Annotated in this window: 21 protein-coding genes and 1 tRNA gene; 14 read left to right on the forward strand and 8 right to left on the reverse strand. The window is 66.5% G+C overall.

Going from position 1 to position 14,686, the window contains the following annotated elements:
• Positions 1 to 57 precede the first annotated feature (57 nt).
• A complete protein-coding gene (locus A612_RS17670; RefSeq protein ID WP_206536110.1) occupies positions 58 to 999 on the reverse strand; it encodes a hypothetical protein in 942 nt (313 codons plus the stop codon).
• 168 nt (positions 1,000 to 1,167) lie between these two features.
• Here A612_RS17670 and A612_RS16980 point away from each other — a divergent pair, with 168 nt between their 5' ends.
• Together A612_RS16980 and A612_RS05180 are read left to right on the forward strand one after the other, a co-directional pair.
• Positions 1,168 to 1,455: a hypothetical protein gene (locus A612_RS16980; protein ID WP_146210363.1), complete on the forward strand. Its 288-nt coding sequence runs from the start codon at positions 1,168 to 1,170 to the stop codon at positions 1,453 to 1,455.
• A 235-nt stretch (positions 1,456 to 1,690) separates the two neighbouring features.
• Positions 1,691 to 2,140, forward strand: coding sequence for a hypothetical protein (locus A612_RS05180; protein WP_019373476.1), 450 nt, complete (start codon positions 1,691 to 1,693; stop codon positions 2,138 to 2,140).
• A 24-nt stretch (positions 2,141 to 2,164) separates the two neighbouring features.
• Here the strand turns inward: A612_RS05180 and A612_RS05185 are convergent, their stop codons facing one another.
• The gene (locus A612_RS05185) at positions 2,165 to 2,722 is read right to left on the reverse strand and encodes a hypothetical protein (RefSeq protein WP_019373477.1); all 558 of its coding nucleotides are present in this window, start codon (positions 2,720 to 2,722) and stop codon (positions 2,165 to 2,167) included.
• A 133-nt stretch (positions 2,723 to 2,855) separates the two neighbouring features.
• Between A612_RS05185 and A612_RS17520 the strand changes: the two genes are divergently transcribed.
• Positions 2,856 to 3,008, forward strand: coding sequence for a hypothetical protein (locus tag A612_RS17520; protein WP_019373478.1), 153 nt, complete (start codon positions 2,856 to 2,858; stop codon positions 3,006 to 3,008).
• Positions 3,009 to 3,089: 81 nt separating this feature from the next.
• On the forward strand, positions 3,090 to 4,118 hold the full coding sequence (locus A612_RS05195; RefSeq protein WP_040436140.1) for an SDR family oxidoreductase: 1,029 nt from the start codon (positions 3,090 to 3,092) through the stop codon (positions 4,116 to 4,118).
• A 77-nt stretch (positions 4,119 to 4,195) separates the two neighbouring features.
• On the opposite strand, the gene A612_RS05200 is transcribed toward A612_RS05195, so the two are convergent.
• The 3 genes from A612_RS05200 to A612_RS05210 form a co-directional block, all read right to left on the reverse strand.
• The gene (locus tag A612_RS05200) at positions 4,196 to 4,597 is read right to left on the reverse strand and encodes a KGG domain-containing protein (RefSeq protein WP_019373481.1); all 402 of its coding nucleotides are present in this window, start codon (positions 4,595 to 4,597) and stop codon (positions 4,196 to 4,198) included.
• Between the two features lie 205 nt (positions 4,598 to 4,802).
• Positions 4,803 to 5,042 (reverse strand): hypothetical protein, encoded by a 240-nt coding sequence (locus tag A612_RS05205; protein ID WP_019373482.1) that lies wholly within the window; start codon positions 5,040 to 5,042, stop codon positions 4,803 to 4,805.
• Between the two features lie 12 nt (positions 5,043 to 5,054).
• Positions 5,055 to 5,993, reverse strand: coding sequence for an MBL fold metallo-hydrolase (locus A612_RS05210; protein WP_019373483.1), 939 nt, complete (start codon positions 5,991 to 5,993; stop codon positions 5,055 to 5,057).
• A gap of 388 nt (positions 5,994 to 6,381) precedes the next feature.
• On the opposite strand from A612_RS05210, the gene A612_RS05215 reads away from it, so the two are divergent.
• From A612_RS05215 to A612_RS05245, 9 genes are all read left to right on the forward strand, one after another.
• Positions 6,382 to 7,617: a tyrosine-type recombinase/integrase gene (locus tag A612_RS05215; RefSeq protein ID WP_019373484.1), complete on the forward strand. Its 1,236-nt coding sequence runs from the start codon at positions 6,382 to 6,384 to the stop codon at positions 7,615 to 7,617.
• 320 nt (positions 7,618 to 7,937) lie between these two features.
• Positions 7,938 to 8,147, forward strand: coding sequence for a helix-turn-helix transcriptional regulator (locus A612_RS05220; protein WP_019373485.1), 210 nt, complete (start codon positions 7,938 to 7,940; stop codon positions 8,145 to 8,147).
• On the forward strand, positions 8,147 to 8,497 hold the full coding sequence (locus A612_RS05225) for a helix-turn-helix domain-containing protein (RefSeq protein WP_019373486.1): 351 nt from the start codon (positions 8,147 to 8,149) through the stop codon (positions 8,495 to 8,497). The genes A612_RS05220 and A612_RS05225 overlap by 1 nt, the downstream gene beginning before the upstream one ends.
• 2 nt (positions 8,498 to 8,499) lie before the next feature.
• On the forward strand, positions 8,500 to 9,222 hold the full coding sequence (locus A612_RS16445) for a helix-turn-helix domain-containing protein (RefSeq protein ID WP_075807020.1): 723 nt from the start codon (positions 8,500 to 8,502) through the stop codon (positions 9,220 to 9,222).
• Positions 9,223 to 9,336: 114 nt separating this feature from the next.
• Positions 9,337 to 10,074 (forward strand): hypothetical protein, encoded by a 738-nt coding sequence (locus A612_RS05230; protein ID WP_040436141.1) that lies wholly within the window; start codon positions 9,337 to 9,339, stop codon positions 10,072 to 10,074.
• A gap of 66 nt (positions 10,075 to 10,140) precedes the next feature.
• The gene (locus A612_RS05235; RefSeq protein WP_040436143.1) at positions 10,141 to 10,548 is read left to right on the forward strand and encodes a DUF5681 domain-containing protein; all 408 of its coding nucleotides are present in this window, start codon (positions 10,141 to 10,143) and stop codon (positions 10,546 to 10,548) included.
• Complete coding sequence (locus tag A612_RS16985; protein ID WP_141630327.1) at positions 10,535 to 10,759, forward strand: hypothetical protein; 225 nt, start codon at positions 10,535 to 10,537, stop codon at positions 10,757 to 10,759. Before A612_RS05235 ends, A612_RS16985 begins: the two co-directional genes overlap by 14 nt.
• Positions 10,756 to 10,977 carry a hypothetical protein gene (locus tag A612_RS05240; RefSeq protein WP_019373490.1) on the forward strand — a complete coding sequence of 74 codons (222 nt, stop codon included), beginning with the start codon at positions 10,756 to 10,758 and terminating at the stop codon, positions 10,975 to 10,977. Before A612_RS16985 ends, A612_RS05240 begins: the two co-directional genes overlap by 4 nt.
• Positions 10,961 to 11,188 carry a hypothetical protein gene (locus tag A612_RS05245; RefSeq protein ID WP_019373491.1) on the forward strand — a complete coding sequence of 76 codons (228 nt, stop codon included), beginning with the start codon at positions 10,961 to 10,963 and terminating at the stop codon, positions 11,186 to 11,188. Before A612_RS05240 ends, A612_RS05245 begins: the two co-directional genes overlap by 17 nt.
• 666 nt (positions 11,189 to 11,854) lie before the next feature.
• Here the strand turns inward: A612_RS05245 and A612_RS05250 are convergent.
• Together A612_RS05250 and serS are read right to left on the reverse strand one after the other, a co-directional pair.
• Positions 11,855 to 11,944 (reverse strand) — tRNA-Ser (locus A612_RS05250).
• 74 nt (positions 11,945 to 12,018) lie between these two features.
• Positions 12,019 to 13,362 (reverse strand): serine--tRNA ligase, encoded by a 1,344-nt coding sequence (gene serS, locus A612_RS05255; protein WP_019373492.1) that lies wholly within the window; start codon positions 13,360 to 13,362, stop codon positions 12,019 to 12,021.
• Positions 13,363 to 13,443: 81 nt separating this feature from the next.
• Here serS and A612_RS05260 point away from each other — a divergent pair, with 81 nt between their 5' ends.
• The gene (locus A612_RS05260; RefSeq protein WP_019373493.1) at positions 13,444 to 14,106 is read left to right on the forward strand and encodes a CBS domain-containing protein; all 663 of its coding nucleotides are present in this window, start codon (positions 13,444 to 13,446) and stop codon (positions 14,104 to 14,106) included.
• Between the two features lie 36 nt (positions 14,107 to 14,142).
• On the opposite strand, the gene A612_RS05265 is transcribed toward A612_RS05260, so the two are convergent.
• Positions 14,143 to 14,686, reverse strand: a 544-nt coding sequence (locus A612_RS05265; protein ID WP_019373494.1) for a transporter associated domain-containing protein, incomplete at its 5' end; no start/stop codon positions are given.

The raw sequence follows: 14,686 nt of genomic DNA on the forward strand, positions 1-14,686 counted from the left end.
GGCGCCCGCCACCACCATGGCCGGCGCCGCCCGCGGTTTCCAGTTCAGGCGAGGAGGTTACTTGCTCTGGTCCTTGCCGGATGCTTTTTGGCTGTTAGAGCCCGAGCCCGAGCCGGTTCCGGAAGAGGAAGAGGACGAAGAGGAAGAGCCGTGCTCTGCGCGGCCGCCGCCCTCGCTGCCGCCCTCGCCCTGGCCGCTGTTGCGGCTGCGGTTGCTGCGCCAGTTGTTGAATTCCTCGGAGAATTTCTTGTAACGCTCCCCGCGCCAGCTTTCGTAGTCGCTGTCCAGATTGCGCATCTGCTCGTCGCGCCACTGCTGGTAGTCCGGATCGTCGTGGTAGCGCGAGCGTTGCTGCTGCCCCCCGCGCGAGCCGCCCGCGAACCGGTCCGCATCGCCGTAGAAGCCCTGCGAGTGGTCATGGCGCATCTGCCCCCGGTGGCCTGCCTGGCCGCCGTAGCCTTGCTGCTGGTCGTAGCTGCCCCCACGGTCGCCGCCATAGCCACCCTGGTACTCATAGCCACCGCCGTAGCCCCCGTGCTGGCGCCCACCCGGCTGGCTGTAGCCCCCGTAGCTGCCATAGCGCCCCTGGTTGCCGGCCTGCGCATAGGACGGGCCACCATCCCAGCCGCCGCCCTGCTGGCTGCCCCAGCCGCCGCCGTAGCCGCCCTGACCGCCGCCATAGCCGCCCTGACCGCCCCCATAGCCGCCGTGGCCTCCGCCGTAGCCGCCCTGCGCGCCTTCCCAGCCGCCCTGGCGGCCCCCGCCGTAGCCGCCTTGGTCACCGCCCCGGTACCCGCCCTGGGTGTTGTACTGGCTGCCCCCGTAGCCGCCGTGGTGGTCACCGTAGCCTCCATCGCGTCCGCCCTGGTGGCCTTGGCGCGAATACCGACCGCGGTCCTCCTGACCGCCGTATTCGCCCTCCCTGCCATAGCCGGAGCGTTCGTCCTCGTAGCCGCGGCCTTGGTAGCGCTGAGATTCGTTGTAGTCGCGATTTGCCATCTTGATCTCCAAAAACATCGTTGAGAGCTTCGCCGGGGCCAATTCCCCATGCGCAGCCCGATGCTTGGACTGCGCAACAGCCCCCTTTGTCAGTCAGCGCTTACACAGGCGTCAGCGCAGCGCGCCCCAACCAGCAAGGGCAACGGCCCGGTGCCGCCCCAGCCTTGCATGGAAGCCCTCCTGCAGGTGGCAGGTCCCTTGTTTTGCATCCGCTTGTCCTACAACGGCTCAGGAAAAGGCTTTCCAACCTTTTTCTTTTCTCCATCCAAGAATGGTCTTTCCAGGGTTTTCCCTTTCTACAAGCATCCTCGGCTGAAAAGCCTTCTCTTTGATAAAAGAGATGCAGAAAGGAAACAAACAGGTGGAATGATTTTCAAAGGAATCTATTTGTTAATTGCTCCACGTGTTTCACGCCCGAATCTCTTTCCTTTGTCGTCCTTGCAAGCGATGCCATGAACCCCACGAACGAGCCCGCGCTCCCGCCCCGGCCGCCCCAGCCCTTCAGTGACGAACCAGGCAAGGTGCAGCAACCGGTGCCCGCCCAGGTGCCCGATGGGCCCGAGGAGGTGCAGCCGGCTTTTCCGACGACGTATCCGGACGCCCCCGAGCGAACGCCGGCCGGCCCAGCGCGTGCCGGCGCCTAGCGCCGCGTGGACACAGGACCTGCCCCTCTCTTTCATTGGAGCCATGAATGATTCCCATCCAGAACACCCGGCCATGGGCCAAGACCGCGATGAAAGCCCAGGACTTCTCGCATGACTGGGAGAGCTATGTCACGATCAAGGTGAAAAGCGTGCGCGCCATCGCTCTGTCGGGGCTGCACGACTTTGCCGAAGGGGACTTCCATGTTCCCATGGCCACCGGCTTCATCGAATTGGTGGGCGCCCGCGCAGGCGCGCTGCGCACCGCCTTGCAGATCGGCTTTTCCCCCGCGGCAGAATTGCCGCCACCGGGCTTCGAGCTCTACGAGAGCCTGGCGCTGGGCACCCTGGTCTTGCCCGCCGCGTGCTTCGGCTCGATCGTCCAGCTGGTCCATTCCCCGACGGCGCACTTTCGCATCGGCGGCGACGGCCGGCACAACGCGATCGCCACCGAGGCGCCGCTGCTGCAAAGCGGCCTTCCTTCCCTGGAGAGCGCCTGAGGAGGGCCCGCCCCCGGCCGGCGCTCAGGCCACCGAGCCGCCGGCCTGGTTCTTGTCGTCGTTGGCCACCGGCGCTTCGGCCGCAGGCACCAGCACCAGGTGGTCGTTGCTGAAGGTCGGGATGAAGCCGAGCTGGCCACGGATCTTGTAGAACGGCGTGGAGTACTTCTCCAGGATCGCCGCGCTGACCTTGTCGAAGAACGCATGCGGGGTGCGCTCCGCGATGCTGCCGCTCTCGATCTGGTTCCAGCGCACGCGCCACTTCCCGTGCACGCGCTGCACCCCGATGCGCGCATGTTCCTCCAGGCAGTGCGAACCCTCGCGCAGGAACAGGGTCAGCCCGAAGTAGACGAAGCCGTCGTCCCCCACCTGCAGGCGCGGCGACAGCGTGGTGCCATCGCCGGGCAGGCGCTCCAGACGCTCGTCGAGCTTGTGGAACTCCACGTCGGTCGAGCGCGCTCCCAGGTAGTAGATGTACTCCACCCGCAGGCGCTCGGCGAACATCCGGCACTCTTCCTTGTACCGGTCGAAATCCTTGCACCAGGCGATGGCCTTGGCACGGATGTTCTCAAAATGGCTCATCTCTTCTCCGCATCGGCAGGGTTCGTGTGCAGTCTGCGTCCGCCAGGGCCGGGCGCATTCGTCGACGGCGTCCGACAGGGAGCGGGCGGGGTCGATGCTCGAATCCGGACCATACCCCATCCGGAGCGCCGCCATGCCCAATGCTTTCCAACGCAGCAACGATAAGCCCCTCAGGCCCCGCGCGCTCAAGCGCCTGCGCCAGCAAGAGGCGATGGCCGCCAACCGGCGGCTCCCTCTGCAGTTTCCTTCCCCCGAGCCGCTGGCCTTCTGGAAGCCGCTCGGTTGAGCCGGTGAGGCGGCCCGGCGGCCGCTGTCACCCCTTCTTTTAGCCCTGTTGCACCCTGCCCATCTTCAGTGAGGTCTTTCCATGCCAACACACCGCCCTGATGATTCCCGCGCCTCTTTCGCAGGCGCTGCCGACGCCGCCGCCCAGCGCCAACGCCAAATCCAGCAGGAAAGCGACCGCCGCGAAGCCAGGCCGTCCGGCGCCCAGCCCGAGGATGAGGGCCAGGCGCAGGCCGCGCCCGGCCCGGGCCGCGGCGAGCCACAGCCTCCCTTGCCGCAGCAGCACCTGCAAAAACCCGGGCTGCAGCAGGACATGGAGCTGCAGCCTCGCTCCGATGCGCCCCACTACGAGAGCAGCCGCAAGCTCCAGGGCAAGGTGGCGCTGATCACCGGCGGAGACTCTGGGATCGGCCGCGCCGTTGCCGTGCTGTTTGCCCGAGAGGGCGCGGACGTGGCGATCGTGTATTTGAACGAAGAGGAGGACGCGCGCGAGACCTGCCGCCTGATCGAGGCAGAAGGCGCCCGCAGCCTGGCCATCGCGGGGGATGTGAAGGACTTCGGCTTTTGCAAGCAGGCCGTCGAGGCAACGGTCCGAGCCTTTGGCAAGCTGAACGTTCTGGTCAACAACGCCGCCTTCCAGCAGCACGCCAAGGACCTGGATGCGCTGAGCGAGCAGCACTTCGACGAAACCTTCCGCACCAACGTCTACGGCTACTTCCACATGGCCAAGGCCGCGCTCGAACACCTCGGGCGGGGCGATGCGATCATCAACACCGGCTCCGTCACCGGGCTGCGCGGCAGCAAGGAGCTGCTGGACTACTCTGCCACCAAGGGCGCGATCCACGCCTTCACCAAGGCCCTCGCGCACAACCTGGTGGACAAGGGAATCCGGGTGAACGCCGTCGCTCCCGGCCCGGTCTGGACGCCCCTCAACCCGGCCGACAAGCCGGCAGATGACATCAAGGACTTCGGCGCCTCCACGGACCTGGGGCGACCGGCGCAGCCGGAGGAAATCGCGCCGGCCTATGTCTTCCTGGCCGCGCCCAGCTGCTCGAGCTACATCACTGGCATCGTGCTGCCGATCACCGGCAACGCGGGTGACGGGGCCTGAGCGCCGAGCACGCCGCGGCCGCCACAAAAAAACCGAAGGCCCCTGCGGGCCTTCGGTCATCTCAGCCAAGCGACACCTCAGCGATCGTTCTTGTGGCTCTGGCTGCCGGCACGGGCGTGCTGCTCGCTGGAGCCGCCGCGGGTGTTGCCGGAGTTGCTGTTGTTGTTGTTCGAAGAACCCTGCGAGTTGTTCGAACCCTGGCTCTGCGAGGACGAGGAGCCATGGCCGCCGTGGCTCTTGGCGCCTGCCTTGCGTGCCTCTTCGGACGTGAACTCGTGGGCATTGCCCGAAGCGTGGGCTGCGCGGCCGCCTTCGGCAGCGATCTCGCGCTGGCGCTCGGGGTCCATGCCGGCGAAGCCTCGGCCGCCGCCAGAGTTGTTGCTCTGGTTGTTGCCGCCCTGGTTGCTGTGGCCGCCCTTGTTGCTGTTGCTGTTGTTGTTCGTGTACTGGTTGTGACCTTGCGGGTTGTTGGTAGGCATTGCGATCTCCTGTGGATTACCAATCAAAGAAGCATGCTGGGGAATTCCAACGTGCGAGGACAAATTTGCGCCTCTCCCATGCGCCGAACCGTAATCTCTATCCGACATGGAGGTAGGCAGAAGACGTTGCGGGGTAACAAGATGCCGCTGGCATTTCAAGTATTTCCTCATGAAAACCCAGGCAGCTGCACCACGTCCGGGCGTCTCAGCGCTCCGGCCGCCCCTGGCGCTCCACGTCCTCGGCCGGCACCGCCTTGGTGGAGGTGAGGGCCACCGGATCGCTGGCCGGGAAGGTCGCCTCGACGGCATCGTCGAGGGCACTTTCCGAGGCCTTGCGCACCTGCAGCGTGGGATCCGCGGAGGCGTCGGCGCCCGGCGCCCCGCCCTGCTGCGCGTTCTGCCAGCCGGTGCCAGCGTGGCTGCTCTGGGGGTTTGGTCCGTTCATAGGAAACTCCTTTCAGATGGATGGAGAGGACAGGCCGCCACCGCGGCGGCCAGCGAAGGGTTCCTGACCCGAGGAAGATCCCTGCGCATGGGAAGCGGCATCGGGCAGCGCAGTGATCAGCCTGCCCGAGAGCCGCTCGAATTCGGTGTTGTCGTGTGCACAGCACACGAGGACCGAGCCGGCCTGCTCCTGGGCCAGTGCGCGCAGCCGGGCCTGGTTGTTCAGGCGGGCAGCCCGGTCCTTTTCCAGCAAGACCTGGTAGGCCCTCAGTCCCGGAGTGCACCAGGGATCGACCGGGTCCATTTCCCGATGATGGAAATACGCGTCGCCCGCCTGCAGGAGCCAGCCCGCATCGGTCTGCACGGCCACGCCGGCGTGGCCGAGCGTGTGGCCCCGCAGCGGCACCAGCAGGATCTCGGGTGGCAGGCCCTGTAGATCGCGCACGCATTCGAAGCCGAACCAGCGCTCGCCCTGGCTGGCCTCATAGGTCTGCCAGGCCTCGCGGGTCGACCATTGCTGCGGGCGAAAGCGCTGCCGGTCCAGCCAGCTGCGCTGGGCCATGGCATCGTCGCGTTCCTGGGCGAGCATGTGGACGCGCGCGCCCGGAAAATCATCCAGCCCGCCCGCGTGGTCGAAATCCAGGTGCGTGAGCACGATGTGGCGCACATCGGCGGGATTGAAGCCCAGGCGGCGGATCTGCCGCACGGCCGTCATCTCCTCGCGCAGGTCCGGGTCCATCAACCACAGAAAGAACCCGCCCAGACGGCTCCTGGGATCCTGCACGTCGCGCAGCCCGTAGCCCGTGTCCACCAGCACCAGTCCGGCGGAGGGCTCCAGCAGCAGGCAGTGGCAGCACAACGGCGCGCGCCGGAACAGCGAAGGCGTGCTGCCGTCCATGAGGCGCCCGCCCAGGGCACAGGCAGAAATGCAGTTGAGGTGGTGGATGCGCATGGAAGGTCCTTTTGGAGGGCATGCACGGCTCCTGAGGGAAGGCGAAGTCCGCTACCGGCCCGGGCGGGCCGCGGCGCGAACAGCCATGCTTGCGCACCTGCTGCGCAGTCGATGTAGGACAGGACGGCTTGGCATGCCAGAGCGCGCTGGCAGGGCGGCGCCTTCTTGGCCGCCAGGCGCACAAAAACGAACGCCCGGCAGCGCTGTTACCGAGCTGCCGGGCGTTGTCCTTGGCGGAGAGGGTGTCCGCCTCACAGTTAGTCCCGCTTAGTCCACTTCAGTCTAAAACACCCTGCAAAAACAACGACTTGCACAACACTGGTAGTCCAGTGTAGTCCCGCGTAGTCCCGTACAATCGCACCATCGAACATGGGTAGGAGTGTGGGTAATGGCAAGGGCAATCAATCGACTGAGCGCGCTGCAAGTCAAGACGGCGAAGGTGCCGGGCTACTACGCCGACGGCGGGAATCTGTGGCTGCAAGTGGCGCGCGGAGGCAGCAAATCATGGGTGTTGCGCTACACCCTGGCCGGCAAGTCGCGCGAGATGGGTTTGGGCAGCGCCAGCACCTTTTCATTGCAGGACGCGCGAGACCGCGCCCAGGCCGCGCGCAAGCTGCTGGCCGATGGCATAGATCCGATTGACGCGAAGCGCGAAGCGCAGCAACAGGCCCGCATGGAGGCCAGCAACAGGCGCACCTTCACATCGTGCGCTGCCGAGTACATCAAAGCCCATGAGGCCGGCTGGAAGAGCGCAAAGCACGCCGCGCAGTGGACTGCCACCTTGGAGACCTACGCCCATCCCATCATTGGCGGCATGGCCGTTGCTGACGTGGAGACAGCTCACGTCCTGCGCGTGTTGGAGCCGATATGGCGCACCAAAGCCGAGACCGCATCACGCCTGCGAGGCAGGATTGAAAACATCCTCGATTGGGCAACCGTGCAGAAGTACCGCAGTGGCGACAACCCGGCGCGCTGGCGTGGACACCTGGACAAGCTGCTGCCTGCACGCTCGAAGGTGCAGAAGGTGCAGCACCATCCCGCCCTGCCCTGGCGCGAAATGGGCGCCTTCATGCGCGAGCTGCGAGGCCAACAAGGCACTGCCGCGCGCGCCGTGGAGCTGATCATCCTGAGCGCCTGCCGCACGTCCGAAGCCTTCAATGCCGATTGGCGCGAGATTGACCTGGCGCAGCGCACCTGGACGATTCCGGCTGCCCGCATGAAGGCAGGCAAGGAGCACGTCATTCCGCTGTCTGATGCCGCCGTGAGCGTGCTGCAAGCCCAGGCCGCAGCGCACGGCATGGAGGGCTTCATCTTCCCTGGCACGCGCCCAGGCAAGCCCCTATCCAACATGGCCGGGCTGATGTTGCTCAAACGCATGGGCCGGGCTGATTTGACGGTGCACGGATTCAGAAGCTCCTTCCGGGACTGGGCCGGCGAATCGACAAGCCACCCGCGCGAAGTTATCGAGCACGCATTGGCGCACGGGCTGAAGGACAAGGTTGAAGCTGCCTACGCGCGCGGCACCCTGTTTGAAAAGCGCAACGCCCTGATGAGCGATTGGGCGCGGCACTGCGACCACGTGCCCCTGCCGGCTGACGTAGTGCCTATTCGCAACATCGCCTAAGAGACTAATTGTCCCGCTACGTCTTTTCTAGTGCATAATTCTGAGACCGATTTCACAGCCTGCTGAGGCTGTCGTCCGGGGACTCTCTGTCAAACGCCCCCATGCCAGAGCCTGGCAACCGCCTGTAGCCGCATGGGGTAGCCTTAGACGGAGAAACTCGCCCAAAATTTCCCATAGCCCGCCCTGAGCGGGCTTTTTTGTTTCCGTCCCGAATCCGCCCGTAGAGGGCAAACCGTGGCCGACCATCCGCAAGGAGGTCGGCTTTTTTTATGCCCGCACGGTTTGCGCCCTGCGGGTTTTTTCGTTTCTGAAAGGCCGTTATGAAAGACCTTCGCGAAATCGACAACCTGCCTGATGGCGCCCTGGTGCCCATCAAGACCTTCGCCGCGCTGGTCGGTCAGGGAGTCTCGACGTTGTGGCGCAAGGCGCAAAACGAGTCGGACTTTCCCCGACCGATCCGACTGGGAGCGCGCTGCACTCGCTTTCGCATGGGCGACGTGCGCGCCTATATCGAGCGGAGGGCCGCGTAATGATCCTCCGTCACAGCAAGCAAAAAGCCCCCGGCGCTACCAACACCGAGGGCTTCCAAAACGTCACAAGCAAGCGCCGCCATTTTAGCAAAAGCACGGCCACCGAAGCGCAGTATCAGCGCATCATCGAGGCCCTGCGCCGCCGTCCGCACACGTCCTACGAGCTGATGACGATTGCCGGCGTGTACCACCCGCCATCGCGCATCTTCGAGCTGAAGGCCAAGGGCTTTCTCATCGACAAAACGACTGTCACGGTCGTTGATCGCGACGGTTACAGCCATACCGGCGTGGCGCTGTACAGCCTTGTTGCCGAGCCGGAAAACGCCGATGCGCTGATCGGGAGCGTCTGATCATGGGCTGGGGCAAAAAACGCTCCAAGGGCGATTCAGGCCGCATGGCGGGGGGCTTCATCGCCATGCCGTGGTCGGTGCTGGATTGCCCAGCATGGCAGCGCCTGAGCCATCCAGCGCGCTCGTTGCTGCTGGAGCTAGCGCGGCAGCTAGGCCCGGACAACAACGGGCGGCTGCTGGCGTCTGGCGCCTACCTGAGCCGGCGCGGCTGGAAGTCCAACGACGTCATCAACCGCGCGCTGCGCGAGCTGGCAGAGACCGGCTTTCTGCATCAAACGGTGCAAGGCCATCGGCCCAATAAAGCGTCCTGGTACGCGGTCACATGGCAGCGCCTGACAGGCGACAAATCCGGGTTTGATCCTGGCGCTGCTGAGAGCTTCCGGCGCGGTGCTTTTCAGGACGGTGCCCCGCTGCCGCCACCGAAGCAGAGCCGTGAAGAGCTTTACGCGCGCTGGCGAAAAAACGAGGCGCCTACACCGTCTGGCGGTGTAGAGAGTGCCCCTATAGCACCGTCTGGCGGTGTAGAGGCGCTGCCCGTTGCACCGTCTGGCGGTGCTATGCAGGCCCCTTTTGACGCATCGCCTACACCGTCTGGCGGTGACCATCTAGAGGTAACCATTCTTCGTAGCGAAGCTGCTGCATCGGCTGCTGCGACGGCGAAACCACGGGCGGCCCGCAAGCGCCACACCGTGCAACCGACGGAGGGCTTGTCCGCCGCAGTTTGAGCGCTGGCGCCGCTTCCCAGGCCGTGCGCGCTCCTTACCCATGTTTTCACCCATGCCGCGCGGCTGATCCCTTCCCTTTTTCACCGTGGGCACGAAGCCCAGAAAGACCACAACATGACCACTTTCAACAAGACTGCTCGCCTTGCGATGGCCACCAACATCGTGCATGGCGCGCCCCAGTCAAGTCTCGCGCGCCGCGTGCAAAAGCTGATTGACCCGGCAAGCGTTGCAAGCGCCGTCGGACAGGTTGCTGACTTGCACGAAAAGGCCGCCGCCATCCATCGCGACCGGGAATTGAGCGACCACGGCAAGAGTGAGCGGATCCGCGCCGCCGCCGACTCCCGCCTGGCCAACATCGCCTCCGTGGCGCGCGAGTTTGTGTCCTTGGAGCGCGAGCACGCGGCCCGCCGCAGCGCCATCCTGGCAGACGCCGCGCCCCCATCGGCAGATGCTGCACAGACCCTGATTGACCTGGAGCTGGGCCGCCTGCTGAAGGCCGAGCCTCCGTCTGCTACCGCCCTGACGATGGCCAGCGAGCGCGTACGTCAGGCCGTCGCCAGGCTGCCGGCAGAGCTAACTGGCGTGAGCGAGGAGACGCGCGCCCGCGTCATTGGCTCACTCGTTTCCGCTGACGAAGCGTGGGAGCTTGAAGAGGAGGCGACCACTTTGGCGGCTGCCCGCCGTGTCCTGCAATCGGCAATTGACGATGTTGCGCCGTCTGCCGATTGGGGGCCGCAAGAGATGCTGCGGCACTTTGGAGCTGATACCGGCTGGCACTTGCGCGGCGTGGTGCCGACCTTGGAGATGCTGAGGGGAGAAAACGCCCCCAGCGAGGCCGAGGCGACCGAGTGATACCCCAGGCCCTGCCGGCGCAGTTTGGCGCGCTGGCGGGGCTGTAAACCCCTGCAAAAGCACATCATGAGCAAGAGCAAATGGAAGCCCGGCCAATCCGGCAACCCAAAAGGCCGCGCCCCTGGCAGTGCGAAGGTAGCGCCGCTGCGAGCTGCCATTGCTGGCCACGTGCCCGGCGTCATCAACAAGCTGTTGGAGCAAGCGCTTGAAGGTGACACCCAGGCGGCCCGGCTGCTGTTGGAGCGCGTGATCCCGCCGCTCAAAGCACAAGAGCCGACCCAGGCGCTGGCACTGCCCGATGGCAGCTTGTCCGACCAAGGGCGCGCCGTCCTGGCCGCCGTGGCTGCCGGCGAGCTTGCGCCCGGCACTGGCGCCGCCCTGGTGGCTGCTGTGGGCCAGCTTGCCCGCGTAGTCGAAATTGACGAATTGGCGCGACGTATCGAGCGCCTGGAGGGTCAACATGTCAACCCGTGATTTATCCGCCCGCCTGCGCCGTCTGGAGGTGCAGCACGGTGGGCAGTATCTGCCCGTGGTGCTGGTGCTGCCAGACGCAAACGGCCCGGCCCGCGATGAGATGCTGTCCCAGGTGCAGCGCCTGCGCCAGCAAGGCCGGCACGTCATCACCCTGAACGAATCGGATCAGCATCTGGCTTTGGATGAGCTTGTGGAGGTGTTTGCGCCATGAGCAAGCTGCAATCACGTCTGACACGCCTGGAAGCTGCCCAGGACGCCCGGCGCCGCTGGCCGCTGGCCTGGCCATCCATCGAGGCCGCCGCCGCTGCTGGCGTGCGTGGCGGCTTCCTGCTGCTGGGCGAAGTCCTGCCGGCTGATGAATGGGCGCTGCTGGCCGCGCACTACATGCGTCAATTGACCGAAGGACACCACCATGCAATCGAGCTTTGAACGCCGCATCGCCCGCTTGGAGGCAGTGCTTCATGAGCGTGACCGGGAGCCGCTTCGCATCTTCGCGAGGGTGATAAACCACCCGCTGCAAGGCTTTGTCGCCTACCCCGCCGGCCCCCAGATTGACCGCCTGACCGATGAGACACCGGAGGCGTTGGAGCGCCGCTGCGCTGAGCTGGCGCCCGCTGTGATGGTGTGGCGTAGCACCTGATCCGCCATCGCCATCACCCCAGGCCCGCCGCGCGCGGGCTTTTTTGCGCCGGCAAGGGTGCATCACTTCGCGCACCCCCTTGCCCTGGTGCCGGGTAATCGCGCCTGAGCTGCGATTTTCTGGCCGTGAGCCATCGCGAAATACTGATACCCGTACAGCTCGAATCTGTGGCAGCAACCGGCACCTTCGCGCGCAAACCATTGTCAGACATTGCTTCCCTGCTATCGCTTTTTGGCGGCTACCACAGGACGCGCCGATTCGTCTATTTCCGTTTCGCGATGGCGCCGCCGATGAGCGCAGTTCTGCGCCTTTTGCGAGACCATCGTAAAACTCTACAGAACCGCAGAGTTTCCCCCCCCCGCCCGGCCAAACCGGGATTTGCCCGGTAAGCCCCCCGCGCGCGTGGAGCGGGCAGGGTCCGCACTCAGTGCGGAGGCTCCGAATCGGTCCCCCCGCGCGCGCGTGGAGCGTCCCAATCCGCAGGCCCTGCGGATTGCTTATCTTCGGTCCCCCCGCGCGCGCGTGGAGCGTCCTATGCCCAACATAGACCGCGACGAAAGCGCCTGATCCCACCGCTACCAACGTTTGCGACATGGGTAGAAACATGGGTAGAGCTGGATGGCAAAGAAAAAAGCCTAAGTGAATCAATCACTTAGGCTTCAATCCTGGCGGAGAGGGTGGGATTCGAACCCACGGTACGCTTGCACGTACGCCTGATTTCGAGTCAGGTACATTCGACCACTCTGCCACCTCTCCTGTGTGTCGAAGCCAGCAATTCTAGCAGCAAAAAGCCAGGCCGCCGGGGTGCACGGCCACCGCGGTGCGGCCCTTCAGCCGGCCGAGGCCACCGCCCCGCCCTGCGCCCCCAGGCGCTCCAGGCCGCCCAGGTAGGGCCGCAGCGCCTCGGGCACGGTGATGCTGCCGTCCTCGTTCTGGTAGTTCTCCAGCACCGCCACCAGCGCCCGGCCCACCGCCAGGCCCGAGCCGTTGAGCGTGTGCACCAGCTCGTTCCTGCCCTGGGCGCTCTTGAAGCGCGCCTGCATGCGGCGCGCCTGGAAGGCCTCGCAATTGCTCACGGAGCTGATCTCGCGGTAGGTTTGCTGCGCGGGCAGCCACACTTCCAGGTCGTAGGTCTTGGCGGCACCAAAGCCCATGTCGCCGCTGGACAGCAGCATGACGCGGTACGGCAGGCCCAGCCTTTGCAAGACGGCCTCGGCGTGGCCGGTCATCTCCTCCAGCGCCTCGTAGCTGCGCTCGGGGTGCACGATCTGCACCATCTCGACCTTGTCGAACTGGTGCTGGCGGACCATGCCGCGCGTGTCGCGGCCGTGGCTGCCGGCCTCCGAGCGAAAGCAGGGGGTGTGGGCCGTGAAGCGCAGCGGCAGCTGGTCTTCGGCCAGCAGCGTGTCCTGCACCAGGTTGGTCAGCGGCACCTCGCTGGTGGGGATCAGGTAGAGCAGGCTGTCATCGGGCTGCGGTTCGCTCTCCTGCCCGCCCTTTTTCGCGGCGAACAGGTCGCCCTCGAACTTGGGCAGCTGGCCGGTGCCGCGCAGGGCCTCGGCATTGACGATGTAGGGCACGTAGCATTCCGTGTAGCCATGCTCCTGCGTCTGCATGTCGAGCATGAACTGCGCGAGGGCCCGGTGCAGCCGCGCCACGGGGCCGCGCATGACGGCAAAGCGCGCGCCCGCCAGCTTGGCGCCGGCGCCGAAATCCAGGCCCAGCGGCTCGCCCAGGTCCACGTGGTCGCGCACGGCGAAGTCGAAGGCGCGCGGCGTGCCCCAGCGGCGCACCTCGACGTTGTCCGCCTCGTCCGCGCCGACCGGCACGCTCTCGTGCGGCAGGTTGGGCACGGCCGAGAGGATCGCCAGCAATTCCGCCTGGATCTGCTCCAGCCGCGCCGCCGAGCCGTCGAGCGCCTGCTTGATGGCGCCGACCTCGGACTTGGCCGCCTCGGCGGCTTCCTTCTCGCCCCGGCCCATCAGGGCGCCGATCTGCTTGGACAGCTGGTTGCGCCGCGCCTGCAGCTCCTCGGTGCGCGTCTGGAGGGTCTTGCGCTCGGACTCCAGGGCCTGGAAACGCTCCACGTCCAGGAAGGGTTGCGGGTTCTTGCGGGTCTGCAGCCGCGCCACCACGGTGGCCAGATCTTTGCGAAGGAGGAGGATGTCGAGCATGGCCGCGATTTTAGGGGGTGCTCCCGCAGCCCCACGGCAGGGCGACAACGCCGATAACATGGCTGCCGCAGGAGGCACGGCATGTTCTTCGTATTCGGGCCCTCAGGGCAAGTCTTTCGCGGCGGCCCGGCGCAGCTGGGTCAGGTGGCGCCGGTGCGCCGCGTGCAGCGGCCCCAGGCGCTGCGCACGCGCGCCGCGGGGTCGGAGCCGGCCACCGCCGCGCCGCCGGGCGATGCCGGCAACGTGCCGTTGCGCGTGCTGGAGGCGGTCTCGGCCTACGTGCAGGCCGAGCGCGGGCCGCAGGAGCCCCGCCAGCCGCTCACGCGGGTGCGCGAGGTCATGACGCCGGAGGCGGTCACGGTCGGGCTGGACCTGCCGGTGCACCAAGCCTGGCGGCTGCTGGCGCAAGCGGGCATCGGCCAGGCGCCGGTGGTCAACGCGGACGGCCGCGTGGTCGGCCTGCTGGTGCGCGCGGACATCGCCCCGCCCGAGCTGCTGCCGGACCGCGAGACGGTGCGCGAGATGGTCGCCCTGGCGCGCCGCACCGTGGCCGAGGCGATGGCCGCGCCCGTCCCGACGGTCACGCCCGACGGCGACTTGCGGCACGTGGCGCAGGTGCTGCTCGACACCGGCCTGCCGGGCCTGCCCGTAACGGGCGAGGACGGACGCCCCGTGGGTTTTCTGTCGCGCGCCGACATCCTGCGCGCGGTGGCGGCCGACCCGCCGCTGGACCTGTGGAGCTGAAGCGGCCGGACGCCGAGGCAGACCCGTCCGCAGGGCTCAGGCGCCGCCCGGGGCCTCGGGGTCGAGTGCCGGCAGCACGATCTTCGTAGCCAGCACCTTGTCGATGGTCTTGCCGTCCATGTCGACCACCTCGAACTGCCAGTCTTCCCACTGCACGGTGTCGGTCACGTTGGGCAGCTTGCCGGTGAGCAGCATGACCATGCCGCTGAGCGTGTGGTAGCGCCCGCGCTCTTCCTCGGGAACCGACCCCAGCTGCAGCCGGTCCTTGAGTTCCGGCACCGGGATGTGGCCGTCCAGCAGCCAGCTGCCGTCCTCGCGCTGCACGGCCCAGGCGTCCTCGGGGTCGAGCGAGTGGAACTCGCCCGTGATGGCCTCGATCAGGTCTTGCAGCGTGACGATGCCCTGCACCTCGCCGTACTCGTCGATGACGAAGGCCATCTGCACGTTGGACAGGCGGAAGTTGTCCAGCAGCTCCATGCCGTTGATGGTCTCGGGCACGTACAGCGCCGTCTGCAGCGCCACGGTGGCCAGCTCGCGCGCGGCCTCGTCGCGCAGCACGCTGGCCAGCCACTGGCGGGCG

It is taken from the genome of Melaminivora alkalimesophila (assembly GCF_000282995.1).
GTDB classification, from domain to species: domain Bacteria; phylum Pseudomonadota; class Gammaproteobacteria; order Burkholderiales; family Burkholderiaceae_C; genus Melaminivora; species Melaminivora alkalimesophila.